Annotated in this window: 14 protein-coding genes; 4 read left to right on the top strand and 10 right to left on the bottom strand. The window is 64.6% G+C overall.

The window, feature by feature from the left end; translation table 11 throughout:
• Nucleotides 1-1,341, top strand: coding sequence for a L,D-transpeptidase family protein (locus UP10_RS11440; RefSeq protein ID WP_044587438.1), 1,341 nt, complete (start codon nt 1-3; stop codon nt 1,339-1,341).
• Nucleotides 1,342-1,521: 180 nt separating this feature from the next.
• Entirely contained in the window at nt 1,522-1,848 is a 327-nt protein-coding gene (locus tag UP10_RS45175; protein WP_082077056.1) for a hypothetical protein, read from the top strand.
• 269 nt (nt 1,849-2,117) lie between these two features.
• Here UP10_RS45175 and UP10_RS11430 read toward each other — a convergent pair whose 3' ends face one another.
• From UP10_RS11430 to UP10_RS11395, 8 genes are all read right to left on the bottom strand, one after another.
• Entirely contained in the window at nt 2,118-3,200 is a 1,083-nt protein-coding gene (locus UP10_RS11430; protein ID WP_044587436.1) for an isocitrate/isopropylmalate dehydrogenase family protein, read from the bottom strand.
• A gap of 104 nt (nt 3,201-3,304) precedes the next feature.
• Nucleotides 3,305-4,375 carry an alcohol dehydrogenase gene (locus UP10_RS11425; RefSeq protein WP_044587435.1) on the bottom strand — a complete coding sequence of 357 codons (1,071 nt, stop codon included), beginning with the start codon at nt 4,373-4,375 and terminating at the stop codon, nt 3,305-3,307.
• An 85-nt stretch (nt 4,376-4,460) separates the two neighbouring features.
• A complete protein-coding gene (locus UP10_RS11420) occupies nt 4,461-5,429 on the bottom strand; it encodes an ABC transporter ATP-binding protein (RefSeq protein WP_044587434.1) in 969 nt (322 codons plus the stop codon).
• Nucleotides 5,426-6,412 (bottom strand): ABC transporter ATP-binding protein, encoded by a 987-nt coding sequence (locus tag UP10_RS11415; RefSeq protein ID WP_044587433.1) that lies wholly within the window; start codon nt 6,410-6,412, stop codon nt 5,426-5,428. The genes UP10_RS11420 and UP10_RS11415 overlap by 4 nt, the downstream gene beginning before the upstream one ends.
• Nucleotides 6,409-7,281 (bottom strand): ABC transporter permease, encoded by an 873-nt coding sequence (locus tag UP10_RS11410; protein ID WP_044587432.1) that lies wholly within the window; start codon nt 7,279-7,281, stop codon nt 6,409-6,411. Before UP10_RS11410 ends, UP10_RS11415 begins: the two co-directional genes overlap by 4 nt.
• Complete coding sequence (locus UP10_RS11405; RefSeq protein WP_044587431.1) at nt 7,268-8,218, bottom strand: ABC transporter permease; 951 nt, start codon at nt 8,216-8,218, stop codon at nt 7,268-7,270. The genes UP10_RS11410 and UP10_RS11405 overlap by 14 nt, the downstream gene beginning before the upstream one ends.
• A gap of 7 nt (nt 8,219-8,225) precedes the next feature.
• Nucleotides 8,226-9,767, bottom strand: a complete 1,542-nt coding sequence (locus UP10_RS11400; protein ID WP_044587430.1) for an ABC transporter substrate-binding protein — start codon at nt 9,765-9,767, stop codon at nt 8,226-8,228.
• A 206-nt stretch (nt 9,768-9,973) separates the two neighbouring features.
• Complete coding sequence (locus tag UP10_RS11395) at nt 9,974-11,179, bottom strand: CaiB/BaiF CoA transferase family protein (protein WP_044587481.1); 1,206 nt, start codon at nt 11,177-11,179, stop codon at nt 9,974-9,976.
• Between the two features lie 185 nt (nt 11,180-11,364).
• Here UP10_RS11395 and glgA point away from each other — a divergent pair, with 185 nt between their 5' ends.
• Both glgA and UP10_RS11385 read left to right on the top strand, forming a co-directional pair.
• Nucleotides 11,365-12,789 (top strand): glycogen synthase GlgA, encoded by a 1,425-nt coding sequence (gene glgA, locus UP10_RS11390; RefSeq protein ID WP_044587480.1) that lies wholly within the window; start codon nt 11,365-11,367, stop codon nt 12,787-12,789.
• Between the two features lie 86 nt (nt 12,790-12,875).
• Nucleotides 12,876-13,334 (top strand): GNAT family N-acetyltransferase, encoded by a 459-nt coding sequence (locus UP10_RS11385; protein ID WP_044587429.1) that lies wholly within the window; start codon nt 12,876-12,878, stop codon nt 13,332-13,334.
• 9 nt (nt 13,335-13,343) lie between these two features.
• Here the strand turns inward: UP10_RS11385 and UP10_RS11380 are convergent, their stop codons facing one another.
• The gene (locus tag UP10_RS11380) at nt 13,344-14,663 is read right to left on the bottom strand and encodes an MFS transporter (RefSeq protein ID WP_082077055.1); all 1,320 of its coding nucleotides are present in this window, start codon (nt 14,661-14,663) and stop codon (nt 13,344-13,346) included.
• 5 nt (nt 14,664-14,668) lie between these two features.
• Nucleotides 14,669-15,163 (bottom strand): PRC-barrel domain-containing protein, encoded by a 495-nt coding sequence (locus UP10_RS11375; RefSeq protein WP_082077054.1) that lies wholly within the window; start codon nt 15,161-15,163, stop codon nt 14,669-14,671.

Genomic DNA, 15,163 nt, shown 5'->3' with positions numbered 1-15,163 from the left:
ATGCAGAGAGTGACACTCGTTGCCTTGGCCACGATGCTTTCGGCTCTGCCGGCATTCGCCCAGACCGCTGGCGCACCCGGACCGGCCGCGGCACCCCAACCTCATCATGCTACGCCCGCGGCAACTCCGGCGGCCACGCAAGCAAACCAGGCAAAGCCGGCCGCACCCGCCTCCACTCCCGAATCGCGGTCAGCCGCCGCGCTCGCGCTCTCCCACGAACCGACCTACGACCAGGGCACCGCGCAACGCATTCGCGAGGCGGCGCTCAGCTATTCCGATCTCGCCGTCCGCGGCGGATGGCCGACGATTCCGGCGGACGCGAAATTCGCATTGGGTGTCGAGGGGGCCAATGACGACCTGCTGCGCAAGCGCCTGATCATCACCGGCGACCTCGCCACCGACAAGGCCACCGGCCCCTATGATGAGGCTCTCGCCGAGGCGGTGAAGCGCTTCCAGGTGCGCCACGGCCTAGCCGCAACAGGCACGGTGACGCCGCGAACGCTGGCCGCGCTCAACGTTCCCGTCCAGAAGCGGATCAAGCAACTCGAGGCGTCGCTGGAGCGGCTCGCCCAGACCGATTTCCAATTCGGGCAGCGCTACGTCGTCGTTAACATCCCTGCCACCTTCGCCGAGGCCGTCGAGGACGACAAGGTCGTGCGGCGCTATCGCGTCATCGTCGGCAAGACCGAAAAGCCGTCGCCGACGCTCACCGCCGAGATCACCAGCGTCAATCTCAATCCGACCTGGACGGTGCCGTCGTCGATCACGAAGACGGAAATCTCGGCGCATATGCGCAAGGACCCCACCTACCTGTCGCGCATGCACATGGAGGTGCTCGACGCCCACGACAACCCGGTCGATCCGAATTCGGTCGACTGGTCCGGCAACCACACGCCGAACGTCACGGTGCGTCAGCAGAACGGCACGTGGAACGCGCTCGGCGCGGTCAAGATCGATATGCCGAACTCCTATTCGGTCTACATGCACGACACCAACCAGCACAGCCTGTTCAGCGACGACTACCGCTTCGATTCGCATGGTTGCTCGCGTGTCGACAACGTCCGCGACCTTGCGGCGTGGCTGCTCAAGGACCAGCCGCAATGGACGCGTACCTCCATCGATGCGGCGATCGCCACCGGACAACGTCAGGACGTCCGGATGCTGAAGAAGGTCCCGGTCGCCTGGATCTATCTCACGGCATGGATGACGAAGGACCAGACCGTCCAGTTCCGCAACGACATCTACGACCAGGACCAGCAATTGCTGGAAGCCACCGCCGAGGAAGCGGCCTTCTTCAACAAGGCCGTCGAACATCCGCTGACCGCGCATCTCGCGCAGTAACGCAACGCTTCGCCATTCTGTCGCGCGGCCAATTGTCGCCCGACAGTCGAAGCGACTTTAGAACTCCGCATTCTCCCTGTTGAACTTACGTCCGTGAAACCAAATGCACGGGCTCGTCTTTTTGTCGCAGCAACGAAGCGGCCGCATGGACGTTTTCAGACTTCAACCAAGGAGATCGCAATGAATATCAAGCTTGCTGTTATTGGACTGGCCGCTTTGGGAAGCGCAGCCTTGATGCCGGGCGCGGCGTCGGCGATGCCGAACGGGCTTCCGCAAGCCAGCCACATCGCAGGCGAAACGGCCGGTGTCGACCAGGTGCGCTATGTCTGCGATTCCTGGGGCCGCTGCCACTGGCGTCCGGGCGCTTACGGCGCCTATGGTTACGCCGGACCGCGCCATCACGGATGGCATCAGCGTCCGCATTTCCAGCGCCCCCATCATCAGGGGCCGCGCCACCACGGTGGACATGGTCATGGTGGACATCACGGCGGCGGACACCGCCGCTAAAGCATGATCCGGAAAAGTGCGTAGCGGTTTTCCCTCGCGACAAACGCATCGCGTTTGCGCGGAGATCATGCTCAAACAATGGTCAGCGAGGGGGCTTCGGCCTCCTCTTCCCGTCACCCCCGCGCAAAGGCTTCGCCTTTGTCGCTGGAGGAGCGCGTAGCGCGTCTCGAAGGGTCGACGGCCCGGCTGTGGCCGTACATGCTTCGAGGCTCGCTCCGCGAGCACCTCAGCATGACGGAATGAAGATCGAGCGTCCGGCCACCCCTACTCTACAGCGCCGCCAGCACCGCCTTCGCGACGTCGGCGGTGCCATTGCGGCCACCGAACTCAAACGGCTTGATGCCGTCGGCATAGACCTTGTCGACGGCGCGCTCGATGCTTTCAGCCGCCTCAGTCGCACCTTCCAGACCGTGTTTGTCGGCGAGCCAATCCAGCATCATCGCGACCGAGAGGATCATCGCGGTCGGGTTGGCCTTGCCCTGCCCCATGATGTCGGGCGCGGTGCCGTGGCACGGCTGGAACACCGCATAGCGGTCGCCGATGTCGGCCGACGGCGCCATGCCCATGCCGCCGATCAGGCCGGCGGTGAGGTCGGACAGGATGTCGCCGAACATGTTCTCGGTGACCATGACGTCGAAGTCCCACGGACGCTTCACCAACGCCGCTGCGGTCGCATCGATGTAGAGGTGGTCGGCCTTCACGTCGCGATGACGTTTTGCGGTCTCGTCGAAAATCTCGCGGAAGAATGCAAACGCCTTGAACACGTTCGCCTTGTCGACGCAGGTCAGCCTGCCATTGACCCGGCCGCGCGCCTTGCGGCGTTCGGCGAGGCGGAAGGAAAATTCGAACAGCCGCTCGGAGGTGTGCCGCGTGATCACCATGGTTTCACGCGCCTCGCTGTCGGTGACGACGCCCTTGCCCATCGAGGCGAACAGGCCCTCGGTGGATTCCCTGATCACGACCAGATCGATCCCCTTCTGATCGGCGCCGACAATCGTGCTCGGCACCCCCGGAATCAGCCGCGCCGGACGCACGCCGGCATAGAGGTCGAAGATCATGCGGAGCTCGATCTGCGGCGCGATCTCGGTATTGTCAGGATAACGCACCGACGGCAGGCCGCAGGCACCGAGCAGGATCGCATCTGCCTCCTCACACAGCTTGATCGTGCTCTCCGGCATCGACTTGCCGGTTTCCTTGTAATTCGTGGCGCCGGCCGCCGCCTCGGTGAAACGGAATCTGAGGTCCGTCCTCGCCTCGATCTTGCGCAGCACCTCGAGCGCAGGCGCCATCACCTCCGGCCCGATGCCGTCGCCGCCGAGGACTGCGATGTGAAGTGCGTTGTTGGCGGACATGGGGATCTCCAGAACACGACTGTCATTCCGGGGCGCGAAGCGAACCCGGAATCTCGAGATTCCGGGTCTGGTCCTTCGGACCATCCCGGAATGACGGCTGAGAGTTACGGCGTCAATACCGCACGCCCGACCAGCCTGCCCTTCTGCAGATCCGTCAGCGCCTCGTTGACCTTGGCAAGCGGCATCGGCGTCACCGGGATCGCCGGAATTTTCTTCGTGCGCACGAGGTCGAGCAGCTCCTGCGTCTCGCGGAGGTTGCCGACATAGCTGCCCTGGATCGTGACCGCCTTGATCGGGATCAGCGGCAGCGCCCAGGGGGCGCCGCCGCCGAACAGGCCGACCATCACGAGCTTGCCGCCCTTGGTCAGGCAATCGAAGCCGAGTTGCGCGGTCTGGGCATTGCCGACCAGATCGATCGCGGCGCGGATCGGCTGGCCCGCCTTCTTCGTCAGCTGCTCCAACGCATCTGGCGCGTTTCCGTCGACGGTCGCGAGCGCACCGGCGGCCTCGGCCGCCTCGCGCTTCCTGGCATCGATATCGACCACGATGGCGCCCTTGCCGCCCATTGCCTTCAACAGCGACAGCGCCATCAGGCCGAGGCCGCCAGCGCCGAAGATCACGATCGGCGAGTCGAAATCCTTCTCGACCTTTTTCAGCGCGCTGTAGGTCGTGACGCCGGAGCAGGCGTAGGGCGCCGCCGTGATGGGATCGAGCCCCCTGAGGTTGAGCAGATATTTCGGATGCGGCACGGTCATGTGATCGGCATAGCCGCCGTCGCAGTAGACGCCGAGCGCATTCGGCTTGACCGCGCACATGTTCTCGTCGCCACCGAGGCAGGTCGGGCATTTGCCGCAGCCGAGCCAGGGATAGGCCAGCGCGACGTCGCCGATCTTGAGACCGGCCTTGTCAGCCTCGGTCACGTCGGGCCCGAACGCCACGACCTCGCCGACCGTCTCATGCCCCATCGTACGCGGCAGCGACACGCCGCGATCTTTCAGCGACAGCGGCTTGCGGCCGTGGCCAAGATCGTAGCCGCCTTCCCAGATATGCAGGTCGCTGTGGCAGACGCCGGCGGCCTTGACCTTGACCAGCACCTGGGTGCCCGAGGGTTGCGGCGTCGGATGATCGACCTCTTGCAGCGGGGCATGGAAATCGACGACCTGGAAACTCTTCATCACTGTTCTCCCGGGATACTGTTCTTGCGGCGGACCTTGCCACGCCTGCCCGCTCGGGACAAACGTACTTCTTGCCTCTGAGTATTTAGATCAGCGGGTGATGGCAAGCCGCGAACTGTCCGGGCGCGACCATAGCAAGTTCCGGCACCTCATCGGCGCAGCGCGCGTCCGCCCGCGGACAGCGGGTGCGGAAGCGGCAGCCCGATGGCGGCGCGATCGGCGACGGCGGCTCGCCGACCGGCACGCTGCTGTGAGGGCGCACATCCGGATCAGGCACCGGGATGGCCTCGATCAGCAGCGCGGTATAGGGATGCGCCGGTTGTGCAAACAGTTGCTCGGACGGGCCGACCTCGCAGAGCCGGCCGAGATACATCACCGCGACGCGGTCGCTGACCGACTTCACGACCGCGAGATCATGGGCAATGAACAGCAGCGTCAGGCCGTAGCGCGCCTTCATCTCCTCCAGCAAATTGAGGATCTGCGCGCGGATCGAGACGTCAAGCGCGGAGACCGGCTCGTCGCAGATGATGAATTCCGGGTTCAGCACCAGCGCGCGGGCGATGCAGATGCGCTGGCATTGTCCGCCGGAGAATTCATGCGGCAGGCGTCCACCGACGAGCGCCGGATCAAGGCCGACCGCCGACAGCACGTCGTCAACGATCTGCTTGCGCTTGGCTGGATCGGCGACGCCGGAGATCACCAGCGGCTCGGCGACGATATCGCCGATCCGCCGCCGCGGGTTGAGCGAAGCGATCGGGTCCTGAAAGATCAGTTGCACGCGCCGGCGCATTTTGCGCAGCGCATCGCCCTGCATGGCGGTGAGATCGTGGCCGTCGAACAGCACTTTGCCCGATACGGCCTTGCGCAATTGCAGCACGGCACGGCCGAGGGTGGACTTGCCGCAGCCGGATTCGCCGACCAGACCCAGCGTCTCGCCACGGGCGATCTCGAGGCTGACACCGGACACCGCGTGAACGGTCTTGCCCCCGACGGCGTATTCGACGACGAGTTTTTCCACCTTCAGCAGCGGATCGGACGGGACCTGTTGCATCATGCGGGGACTCGCGCCGCAATCGGATGGAAGCAGGCGTAGAGATGGTCCGGCGTCTCCGCCGTGCGGAGCGGCGGTTTCTCGGTGCTGCAGCGCTCAGTGGCATAACGGCAGCGCGGCGAAAACGAGCATCCCCTCAGCGGCCGGGTCGGATCGGGCGGCCGTCCCGAGATCGCCGGCAGCGGCGTATGCGGCGCGGCGTCGAGCTTGGGCAGTGCCGCGAGCAGCGCCTCGGTGTAAGGCATCCGCATCTGCTTGAACAATGCCGGCGTCGGCGCGCGCTCGACCACCCGTCCCGCATACATCACGGCGACTTCGTCGGCACGGCCGGCGACCACGCCGAGATCATGCGTGATGAGGATCATCGCCATGTGGCGGCGCTGCTGCTCGCGCGCCAGCAGATCGAGGATCTGGGCCTGGATCGTGACGTCGAGCGCGGTGGTCGGTTCATCCGCGATCAACAGCTTCGGCTCGCAGGACAGCGCGATCGCGATCGCCACGCGCTGGCGCATGCCACCGGAGAGCTGATGCGGATATTGGGTCAGGCGCTGCTCGGGCGCGGGAATGCCGACGGCCGCAAGCAGTTCGACGCTGCGTTGTCTGGCCTTGGCCAGATCGAACTCGAGATGCTCCTGGATGGTCTCGATCAACTGGGTGCCGATGGTCAACACTGGGTTGAGCGAGGTCATCGGATCCTGGAACACGACCGCGAGCGAGCGGCCGCGTAGCTTGCGCAGTTTCTCCGGCGGCAGTTTCAGGAGGTCCTGCCCGTCGAACATCACGCGGCCGGACAGTTTCGCCTTTTTCGGCAGCAGCTGGAGGATCGTCCGCGACAGCATGGTCTTGCCGCAGCCGGACTCACCGACGATGCCGAGCGTCTTGCCTGCACCGACGGCGAGATCGACATGATCGACCGCCCGCAGATTGCCGCGCGGCGTCGGCAGGTCGACCACCGCATCCTCAACCGAGAGCAGCGCGTCGCTCACAGCGCACCCTGCCGCGGGTCGGTCAGCGCGCGCATGGTGTCGCCGATCAGGTTGAACGCGAGCACGGTCAGGAACATCGCAATCGCGGGGATAAAGGCGAGCCGCGGCGCCACGTCGAGGCTCTCACGCCCCTCACCGATCATGCTGCCCCAGCTCGAGATCGGCGGCGGCACGCCGAGCCCGAGGAAAGACAGCGCGCCCTCGACCACGATGGTGACGGCGACGCCGAGCAGGAAGAAGGCAAGCAGCGGCAGCAGCACGTTCGGCAGAAGCTCACGCAGCAGGATGCGGGCGTGCGACGCACCGAGCGCCTGCGCGGCAATGACGAATTCGCGCCGCGCCAGCGTCAGCGTCGAGGCCCGCGCCACCCGCATGAAGGCGGGAACGCCGAGCACGCCGAGGATGCAGGTCAGGTTGAAGATTGACTGGCCGAGAAAGGCCGTCACCGCCAGCGCCAGGATCAGCGGTGGAAATGCCAGCAGCACATCCATGCTGCCGACCACGAGCGATTCGAAACGGCCGCGGAAATAGCCCGCGAGCATGCCGAGCGCGCCGCCGATCGTTACCCCGATCACCGGCGCGCAGAGGCCGACGATCAGCGAAATCCGCGCGCCATAGATCAGCCGCGACAGTTCATCACGGCCGAGCCCGTCGGTGCCGAGCCAATGCTCGACCGAGAACGGCGCCCGCCGCTCCAGCATATCCATGTCGGTCGGGCTTGGTAGCGGCAGCAGATCGGCGAAGATCGCAACCGCAAACACCAGCACCATCCAGCCGATCGCGAACCAGAACAGCAGTCCGAGCCGGCGTCCGCGCCGCGCCGGTCGTGCACCGGCCTCGTCCTCGAGGCTGAGCTCAAGCGTGGCCATGGCGGATCCTCGGATCGAGAACGGCGTAGAGCAAGTCGACGATGAAGTTCATGAGCACGAAGCCGGCGGCGACCAGCAGCACCACGCCCTGCAGGATGATGAGGTCGCGGGTGTAGATCGCACCGACCAAAAGACGGCCGATCCCCGGCAACGCAAAGATCGACTCCACGATCACGGCGCCGCCGATCAGGCGGCCGATATTGATGCCGGTGATGGTGACGAGCGTCAGCGACGAGGGCTTCAGCGCATGAACGAACAGGATGCGCGACGGCTTCAGGCCCTTCGCCTTGGCCAGCGCGATATAGTCCTCCTGCAACGCCGCAATCATGTCGGAGCGCAGCACGCGCATGATGCCCGGCCACTCCGCAAGCGCCAAGGTCAGCGACGGTAGCACCATGAAGCGCAGGTTGGAGAGCGGGTCCTCGGTGAACGGCACATAGCCGGTCGCCGGCAGCCAGCGCAGCTCGACCGCGAACAAATAGATCAGCAGGATCGCGGACAGGAAGGTCGGCACCGACAGCATGCCGAACGCCGAGCCGGTCATGAAGCGGTCGAATACGCTGCCGGCCTTCGCCGCGCAGGCGATCGCGAGCGGCACGCCGATCGCAAGCCCGATCAGCTCGGCGAAGATCATCAGCTCGAACGAGACCGGCACGCGATCGCTGACCGCCTGCAATACCGTTTGGCCGGTGCGGAACGAGCGGCCGAAATCGCCCTGCAGGATGTGCCAGAGCCAGCCGAAATAGCGCAGCCAGATCGGCTGATCGAGCCCCATGTCATGGCGCAAGGCCGCGACGTTCTCCGGCGTCGCCTGGTCGCCCAGGATTACGTAAGCAAGGTCGCCCGGCAGCAGCGAGGCGATCACGAAGGTCAGCACCGAGACGGCGATCAGCACCGGTATCAGGTAGAAGAGCCGCCGCGCGACGAAGAACAGCATGAAGGTCTTATTCCTTCCACGCGGTCGAAACGTCGAGCACCCCGTTGAACATCTTCGCCACGCCCTTCACCTTCGCGCTCGTGATCGCGTAATAAGTATTCTGGAAGGTCCAGAACCAGATCGCCTCCTTGTTGATCAGGCGGCTGACCGCGCAATAATCCTCGGTGCGCTTGGCGACGTCGGCGGTGGTCCGCGCGTGCTCGAGCAGCCGGTCGAGCTCCGGATCGGAGAAGTTCGCCAGCGCCACCGGACTGCCGGTGTGGAAATTCGCGTACATCTGCGGATCGGGATCGGCGAGATCGACGATGCGCCACGGCGTCAGCTGGAACTGGCGCATGAAGGCCCGCGGCACGATGGTGGCCTGATCGATCTGCTCGATCTCCATGTTGGCGCCGACCCGCTTCCAGAATTGCTGCATCACCTGGCCGACGGTGCGCCCGCGCGGCGTCGCGGATATGATCATCTTGAACTCGACCGGCTTGCCGTAATCCTTGATCAGTTCCTTGGCCTTGGCGACGTCTTCCGGCAGTGCGCCGTCGTCCTTGCACTTGACCCAGGAGCCGTCGCCATAGGGATTGCTGGCCGGCCGCGCCAGACCGTTGGTGATCGCCTGCGACATCTTCTTGCGGTCGAGCGCCATCACCAGCGCCTGGCGCACCCGCACGTCATCGAGCGGCGGCGCCTTGGTGTTGAAGGCATAGACCTGCGCGCCCGAGCCGGCATAGGTGAGCACGGCGAGGCTCGGATCCTTCTGGGCCTTGAGGATGTTGTCGGCGTCGTATTCGTCATCCCAGATAACGTCGGCTTCGCCCGATTGCAGCGACGCAAAGCGCGATTGCGCGTCCGGCAACGGCTTCAGGATGACACGGTCGAGGTACGGCTTGCCCTTGTCCCAATAGTCCGGGTTCTTCTCCAGCACCATGCGGTCGCCGGCATTCCATGATTTCAGGACGTAGGGACCGGTGCCGACCGGGTTGCGGTTATAGTCGTCGCCCTTGGTCTTCCATGCTGTCGGCGACTGCATGACGTTGTTGGAGCTTTGGATCGACTGCGTCGCCGGGAAGTTCACCGACGGGTCACTGAAATTATAGACGACGGTGAGGTCGTCGACCACCTGCACGCTGGTGATGCTGGTGATGTAGAAGGCGCAGCGGCATTTGTTGGCCGGATCCTTCTGGCGGTCGAAATTCTCCTTCACTGCCTGCGCATTGAACGGCGTGCCGTCGTGGAATTTGACGCCCGGCCGCAGCTTGATGGTCCAGGTCTTGAAGTCATCCGAATGTGCCCACGACAAAGCGAGCTTCGGCTGCGGCTCTCCCTTGTCGTCGAGCGTCATCAGCGTGTCGAAGATCGCGGCCGCCGCGGTGTTGGCCGATGTGTCGTAGACGCCGACCTTGAGCGGATCGAAGCCGGGAATATCGAGTTCCTGGCCGACGGTCAGCGTACCGCCCGACTTCTGCGCGCTGGCGGGCATCGCGAACGCCGCCGAAGCAAATCCCGCGACAAGAAATAAACGCGCAAGTGCTTGCGTGCGGATGACCGGCTTCATCGATGCTCCCTCCGAGGTCGGCAACGTCCGGTGTTCCGGATCGTCATGTGATAGGCGACAACATTGTCTGGAATTGCCGCGCGCGCAAGACCGTAAGAAGGATGAAAGGCGGCAGGCTAGATCATCGGTTCAGAACCGATGCTCCAGATTCCTGTTTTGACGCGTTTCCTTCACGCGAACCGGCGTCTACTTCGCTCGAAAACGCTCTAGGCGCGCGCGGTCTTCGACACCGCGAACCCTGCGATCTCGTCCTTGGAGAGGCCGATCTCCTTCAGATAGGACAGCGTGTGCTCGCCGAGCGTCGACATCCGCTTGCCGGCAGCGACCGTCGCTCCGGACATCCGGAACGGCAGATTGAGCACCTTGAAGGTGCCGCCGCCATCCTCGACCTCGGCCAAACCGCCGCGATGCGCGATCTGCGGATCGGCAAGCGCCTCGCTCACGGTGCGATAGGCCGACGACGGCACACCATATTCATTGAGGGCAACAAGGCAGGCCTGCGTGCTGATCGCGCGCGACCAGGCTTCCACGCCCTCCATCAGACCAGCCCAATTCTCCCGCCGATCGGAATATTTCGCAAAGCGCGGATCGGCGACCCATTCGGGCCGGCCGATCACCTGCATCAAGTTCTTGAACGTCTTCTCGCTGGCGATCGCCACCATCACATAGCCGTCGGTGGTCTCGATCGGCCCGAACATCGGCCGCTGCGCCGGCTTCACCTCGAATTGCGACCACTGCAGTTCGTTCAAGGTCAGGCTCAGCATCGATTCCAACATCGAGACGTCGATGTGCTGCCCCTTGCCGCTCCCGCTGCGCTGATAGAGCGCCGCCGAGATTGCACCAAAAGCGTAGACGCCGGTCAGCACGTCGGCGTGGTAGATGCCGCAATAGTCCGGCCGGCTGCGGCCCGGCTGGTAGGCGAGATGCGCCATCTCGTAGCCGGAGGCGGCGTGGATCACCGGCGCATAGGCCGGCAACTCCGCCGATGGTCCGGTCTGGCCGTAGCCGGAGATGGAGCAATAGATCAGCTTCGGATTGATGCCCTGGATCGAAGCATAGTCGAGCTTCAGCCGCCGCATCACGCCGGGACGGAAATTCTCGACCAGCACGTCAGCGGTCGGGAGCAATCGGCGCACCGCCTCGACGCCCTCAGGCGACTTCAGGTCGAGCACAAGGCTGTTCTTGCCGACGTTGAGCTGGCCGAACGCCGTCGAGCAGTTGTTCCTGACCGGCGGACGCGTTCGCATCGTCTCGCCCTCAGTGGTTTCGATCTTGATCACCTCCGCGCCCATGTCGGCGAGCATGCGCGTGCAATGAGGGCCGGCGATCGTGGTCGAAAAATCGAGCACGCGAAGGCCGCCGAAGCTCCGTGTCAAATTCCCCTCATCGTTGCCGGCTATTCTCGTGTTCAAGGCTTCCTCCAACGTTTCCTGCACGCGCGGTTCTTGATTGCTCGACGCCGCGCGACCCTAAAGTGAGCCGCACGGACAGGAAAGCGTCTCGTCCAGACCAGGCCGCCGGCCATCTTGCATTTTAATCAACACCAAACTGGACCTAATCTTGCATAGCCCTTCACGGGCTGGAACGAGGGCGCTTGTTGAAGGTCTTGTTCGTCACAACGGAAATGGACGATTTCGTCCGCGTGGGCGGGCTCGCCGCCGTTTCCGCTGCTCTGCCCCGGGCGTTGCGCCCATGGAGCGACGTCAGGATCATGCTTCCCGGCTATCGGGACGTGATCGAACAGTTCACTCATATTGAAATCGTTGGACAATGCCCTCCGCTCGCGGAGATGCCGGCCTGCACGCTCGGGCGCGCATCGACCAAGGACGGACTGCCGGTCTATGTGCTGTTGTGCCCGCAACTCTACGACCGTCCGGGCAATCCCTACGGTGACGAGTCCGGCCGCGACTGGCCCGACAACGACATCCGCTTCGGCCGCTTTGCCTCCGCCGCTGCCGAACTTGCAGCCGGGACTTTGGACAAGAATTGGGCAGCAGACCTTGTTCACGCCAATGATTGGCAGGCGGCGCTCACACCCGCTTACCTCGCCTGGCGCGGCGCGCAGATTCCCTCGATCCTGACCATCCACAACCTCGCCTATCAGGGCCTGTTTCCGAAGGACTCGCTGCGACGGATCGGCGCACCGGAAAGCTCCTTCCATATCGACGGCTTGGAATTCTACGACAAGCTCTCCTTCCTCAAGGGCGGGCTCGTCTACGCCTCGCACCTGACCACGGTCAGCGCGACCTATGCGAGGGAGATCACGACCACAGGGCTCGGCTGCGGGCTGGAGGGCCTGCTGCGCGTCCGCTCCGAGGCCGACCAGTTGACCGGTATCCTGAACGGCATCGACGAGAGCTGGGATCCACGCTTTTGCGCGCAGCTCGCAAAACCCTTCGGCGCCGGCGACTGGAAGGGCAAGCAGGCCAACGCCGACTACGTCCGCCGGCAGTTCGGGCTGGCGCTGTCGCGCGGACCGATCTTCGGCCTCGTCGCCCGTCTCGTGCACCAGAAAGGCGTCGACCTCGTGCTGTCGGCCGCAGACCAGATCATCGAAGCCGGCGGCCAGATCATCGTGACCGGCAGCGGCGAGCCGGCCCTCGAGGACGCGCTGGTGGCCGCGCACCGGCGCCGGCCGGACGCCATCGGCGTCGTAATCGGCTTCAACGACGCGCAGGCGCGCCGCATCTTTGCCGGCAGCGATTTCACCCTGATGCCGTCGCGCTTCGAGCCCTGCGGGCTCAGCCAGATGTATGCGCAGCGCTTCGGTTCGCTGCCGATCGGCCACCAGACCGGCGGGCTTGCCGAGACCATCACCGACGGCGAGACCGGTTTCCTGTTTCCGCAGCCTTCTGCCGAATCCTTCCTCGGCGGTGTCAGGCGCGCGTTCGACGCCTACCGCACCAAGGACCGCCTCAATACCATGCGCAGCAGCGCGATGGCCAAGTCCTACAGTTGGGACCTCTCGGCCGCCTGCTACGGCGCGCTGTACAAGCGGTTGGTGATGCCACGCGCGGCGTAGAGCGCGATCCCGAAAAAGTTAGAAGCGACTTCCTCGCGAGAGATGATAGGGAAACTCAGTCCTTTGTCTCCGCGGAGATCTGCTCAATGACGCACATTGCTTTCCGCCGCGCTCAGCCGGCCGATCTTCCGGCAATCGTCGCTCTCCTGGCAAACGATATCCTGGGACAGGGGCGCGAGGACGCCAGCTCTCCACTGAACCCGAACTATGTCGACGCGTTTCAGGCCATTCTTGCCGATCCGAACCAGTTGCAGATGGTGGCGACCTCAGGCGACGAGGTGATTGGCGCCCTTCAGCTTACTTTCATCCCCGGACTGGCGCGTAAGGGCGCCTGGCGCGGACAGATCGAGGCGGTCAGAATTGCGGAGACGCACCGGGGATCCGGCGTTGGGCAGCAGATGTTCGAGTGGGCGATCGACCAGTGCAGAGCCAGAGGCTGCAATCTCGTTCAGCTGACGACCGACAAGACACGCTCTGATGCCCACCGCTTCTATGACAGGCTGGGCTTCGTCGATAGCCACATAGGCTACAAGCTGACGCTCTAACGTTGGTCCTCACGCCGTGCGCCGTGTCTCCGGCATTGCCAGCCAGATCACCACAAGCCCAAGCGCGGCGACCCCGGCGAGCCCCATGAAGGCTGTGCTGCTGCCGAGCTTGTCGCTGACATAGCCGGCCAGGATCGTGCTGAGCGACGCGCCGACGCCAACCGCCGTACCAACGATGCCCTGCGCCAGGTTGAAATGGCCGCTGCCGAAAGCGACGTCGGCGACCACCAGCGGCACCATCACGCTGAAGACAGCCGCGGTGATGCCGTCGAAGACCTGCACGGCGACCAACAGATAGGGATCGGTCACCGTCGCAAACAGCAGACCGCGGATCGCGAGCGAAGCGAACGCGATCAGCAGCAGTGGCCGCCGGCCCCAGGCCTGCGCCTTGCGGCCGACCGATGGCGACGCCAGCGCGACGATGGCCTGCGGCACGATGATGCAGGCGGCGATCAGGATCGGCGCCCATTGGCTCGACCGTGTCGTGACCACGCCGGCCATCAGCGGCAGCATCGCGGCGTTGCCGAGCTGGAACAGCAGCATGCTGCCGGCAAAGATCAGCAGCGGCCGCTGGCACACCAGGCTCCAGACGCTGGTCGCCTTCTTGTCCGGCTTTTCGCGCGTCACCGCGCCATGCGCTTGCGCAATGTCGATCTCGCGTTCGCGGATCCGCGACAGCGATAGCAAGGTTGGGATCGCGAGAATGAAGGTGACGAGGAATACCGAGCGGCTCGACAGCAGGTAGCCGCAGGCGCCCATCAGCGCCGCGGCAGAACCGTTACCAAGGGAGGCGAAACGCGCGTTGCGGCCCAACCGCTCCCCGATTGCAAGCGGCCCGACCAGACCAAGGCTGATGGCGGCGATCGCAGGACCGAGCACGCAGCTTGCGAGCGCGTGCAGTGTCGCAGCCAGCGCCACCACGGGGAAGATCGGCCACAGCGCATAGGCCAGCGCGCTGATGCCGATGGTGGCGACCGCACACCCCGCGACGACGCGCTCCGAGCGCGCCGCATCGACGATCGCGCCACCGGGCATTTGACAGAGCAAGCCGATGACGCCGCCGATCGAGAGCACGAAGCCGATCTCGACCTGGGTCCATTTCTGCGTTGTCAGGTAGACCGCGACGAACGGGCCGAAGCCGGTCTGCACGTCGGCCAGGAAAAAGATGAACCAGTCGAGCCCGTGCTGGCTTTCGCGCGACGGCGTACGCGGCTCTTGGGGCCCGGGCTTATCCAGAACCAGCGGCACAATGTTGCCGCCGCCGGCTGATCCCTTGCCACGACCTTCGCCAACCGTCTCGACGGAGTTCGGACGCGCGACCAGCTTCATTCCCCCTAATGTTCGGAATCCCACGGGTGGAGGCTTCCAGCCGCACCCAGCACGATCAGCGGCGTATCTTCCTTGTATTCGGGTGCCGCGCTCACTTGCTGCTTGGTCAAATCCAGCGAGATGCTGTCGCTCTTGTTGGAAACGCCGGCGAAGTGCAACGCGTCCCAATCGACGACAATCTTGCGGCTTCCGACGCCGAGAAATCCGCCAAAATCGATCACGGCGGCGCGAACCTTGCCGTCGCGGTCGACGATGACGTCGACGATACGGCCCATGTCCTCATTGGCCGCACCAAGCACGGCGCGCCCGAGAATGCCGTGCGCGTCGCGGGCTCCAATCACAGTAACGGACGGCGGCGGCGTCGGTTCCTTCGCCGGTTCCTTGGCCTGTTCCTTCGGCACAGCCGTTGCCGGTGGGGGCGTCAAATCATCAGCCGCGCGGACGCCGGCAGATGCCAGCAACGCCACAGCGACGAGCGCGAACAGTATTCTCGAACGCAT

Origin of the sequence: Bradyrhizobium sp. LTSPM299, from assembly GCF_000938235.1 — a bacterium.
Lineage (GTDB): Bacteria > Pseudomonadota > Alphaproteobacteria > Rhizobiales > Xanthobacteraceae > Bradyrhizobium.
The sequence above is the reverse complement of the archived record's forward strand: the minus strand, read 5'-3'. Positions and strand labels throughout refer to the sequence as shown.

Excerpts from the sequence above, each read along its gene's own strand:
- UP10_RS11440 (WP_044587438.1), top strand. The coding sequence starts at position 1 with ATGCAGAGAGTGACACTCGTTGCCTTGGCCACGATGCTTTCGGCTCTG.
- UP10_RS45175 (WP_082077056.1), top strand. The coding sequence starts at position 1,522 with ATGAATATCAAGCTTGCTGTTATTGGACTGGCCGCTTTGGGAAGCGCA.
- UP10_RS11430 (WP_044587436.1), bottom strand. The coding sequence starts at position 3,200 with ATGTCCGCCAACAACGCACTTCACATCGCAGTCCTCGGCGGCGACGGC.
- UP10_RS11425 (WP_044587435.1), bottom strand. The coding sequence starts at position 4,375 with ATGAAGAGTTTCCAGGTCGTCGATTTCCATGCCCCGCTGCAAGAGGTC.
- UP10_RS11420 (WP_044587434.1), bottom strand. The coding sequence starts at position 5,429 with ATGATGCAACAGGTCCCGTCCGATCCGCTGCTGAAGGTGGAAAAACTC.
- UP10_RS11410 (WP_044587432.1), bottom strand. The coding sequence starts at position 7,281 with ATGGCCACGCTTGAGCTCAGCCTCGAGGACGAGGCCGGTGCACGACCG.
- UP10_RS11405 (WP_044587431.1), bottom strand. The coding sequence starts at position 8,218 with ATGCTGTTCTTCGTCGCGCGGCGGCTCTTCTACCTGATACCGGTGCTG.
- UP10_RS11400 (WP_044587430.1), bottom strand. The coding sequence starts at position 9,767 with ATGAAGCCGGTCATCCGCACGCAAGCACTTGCGCGTTTATTTCTTGTC.
- UP10_RS11385 (WP_044587429.1), top strand. The coding sequence starts at position 12,876 with ATGACGCACATTGCTTTCCGCCGCGCTCAGCCGGCCGATCTTCCGGCA.
- UP10_RS11380 (WP_082077055.1), bottom strand. The coding sequence starts at position 14,663 with ATGAAGCTGGTCGCGCGTCCGAACTCCGTCGAGACGGTTGGCGAAGGT.
- UP10_RS11375 (WP_082077054.1), bottom strand. The coding sequence starts at position 15,163 with ATGCGTTCGAGAATACTGTTCGCGCTCGTCGCTGTGGCGTTGCTGGCA.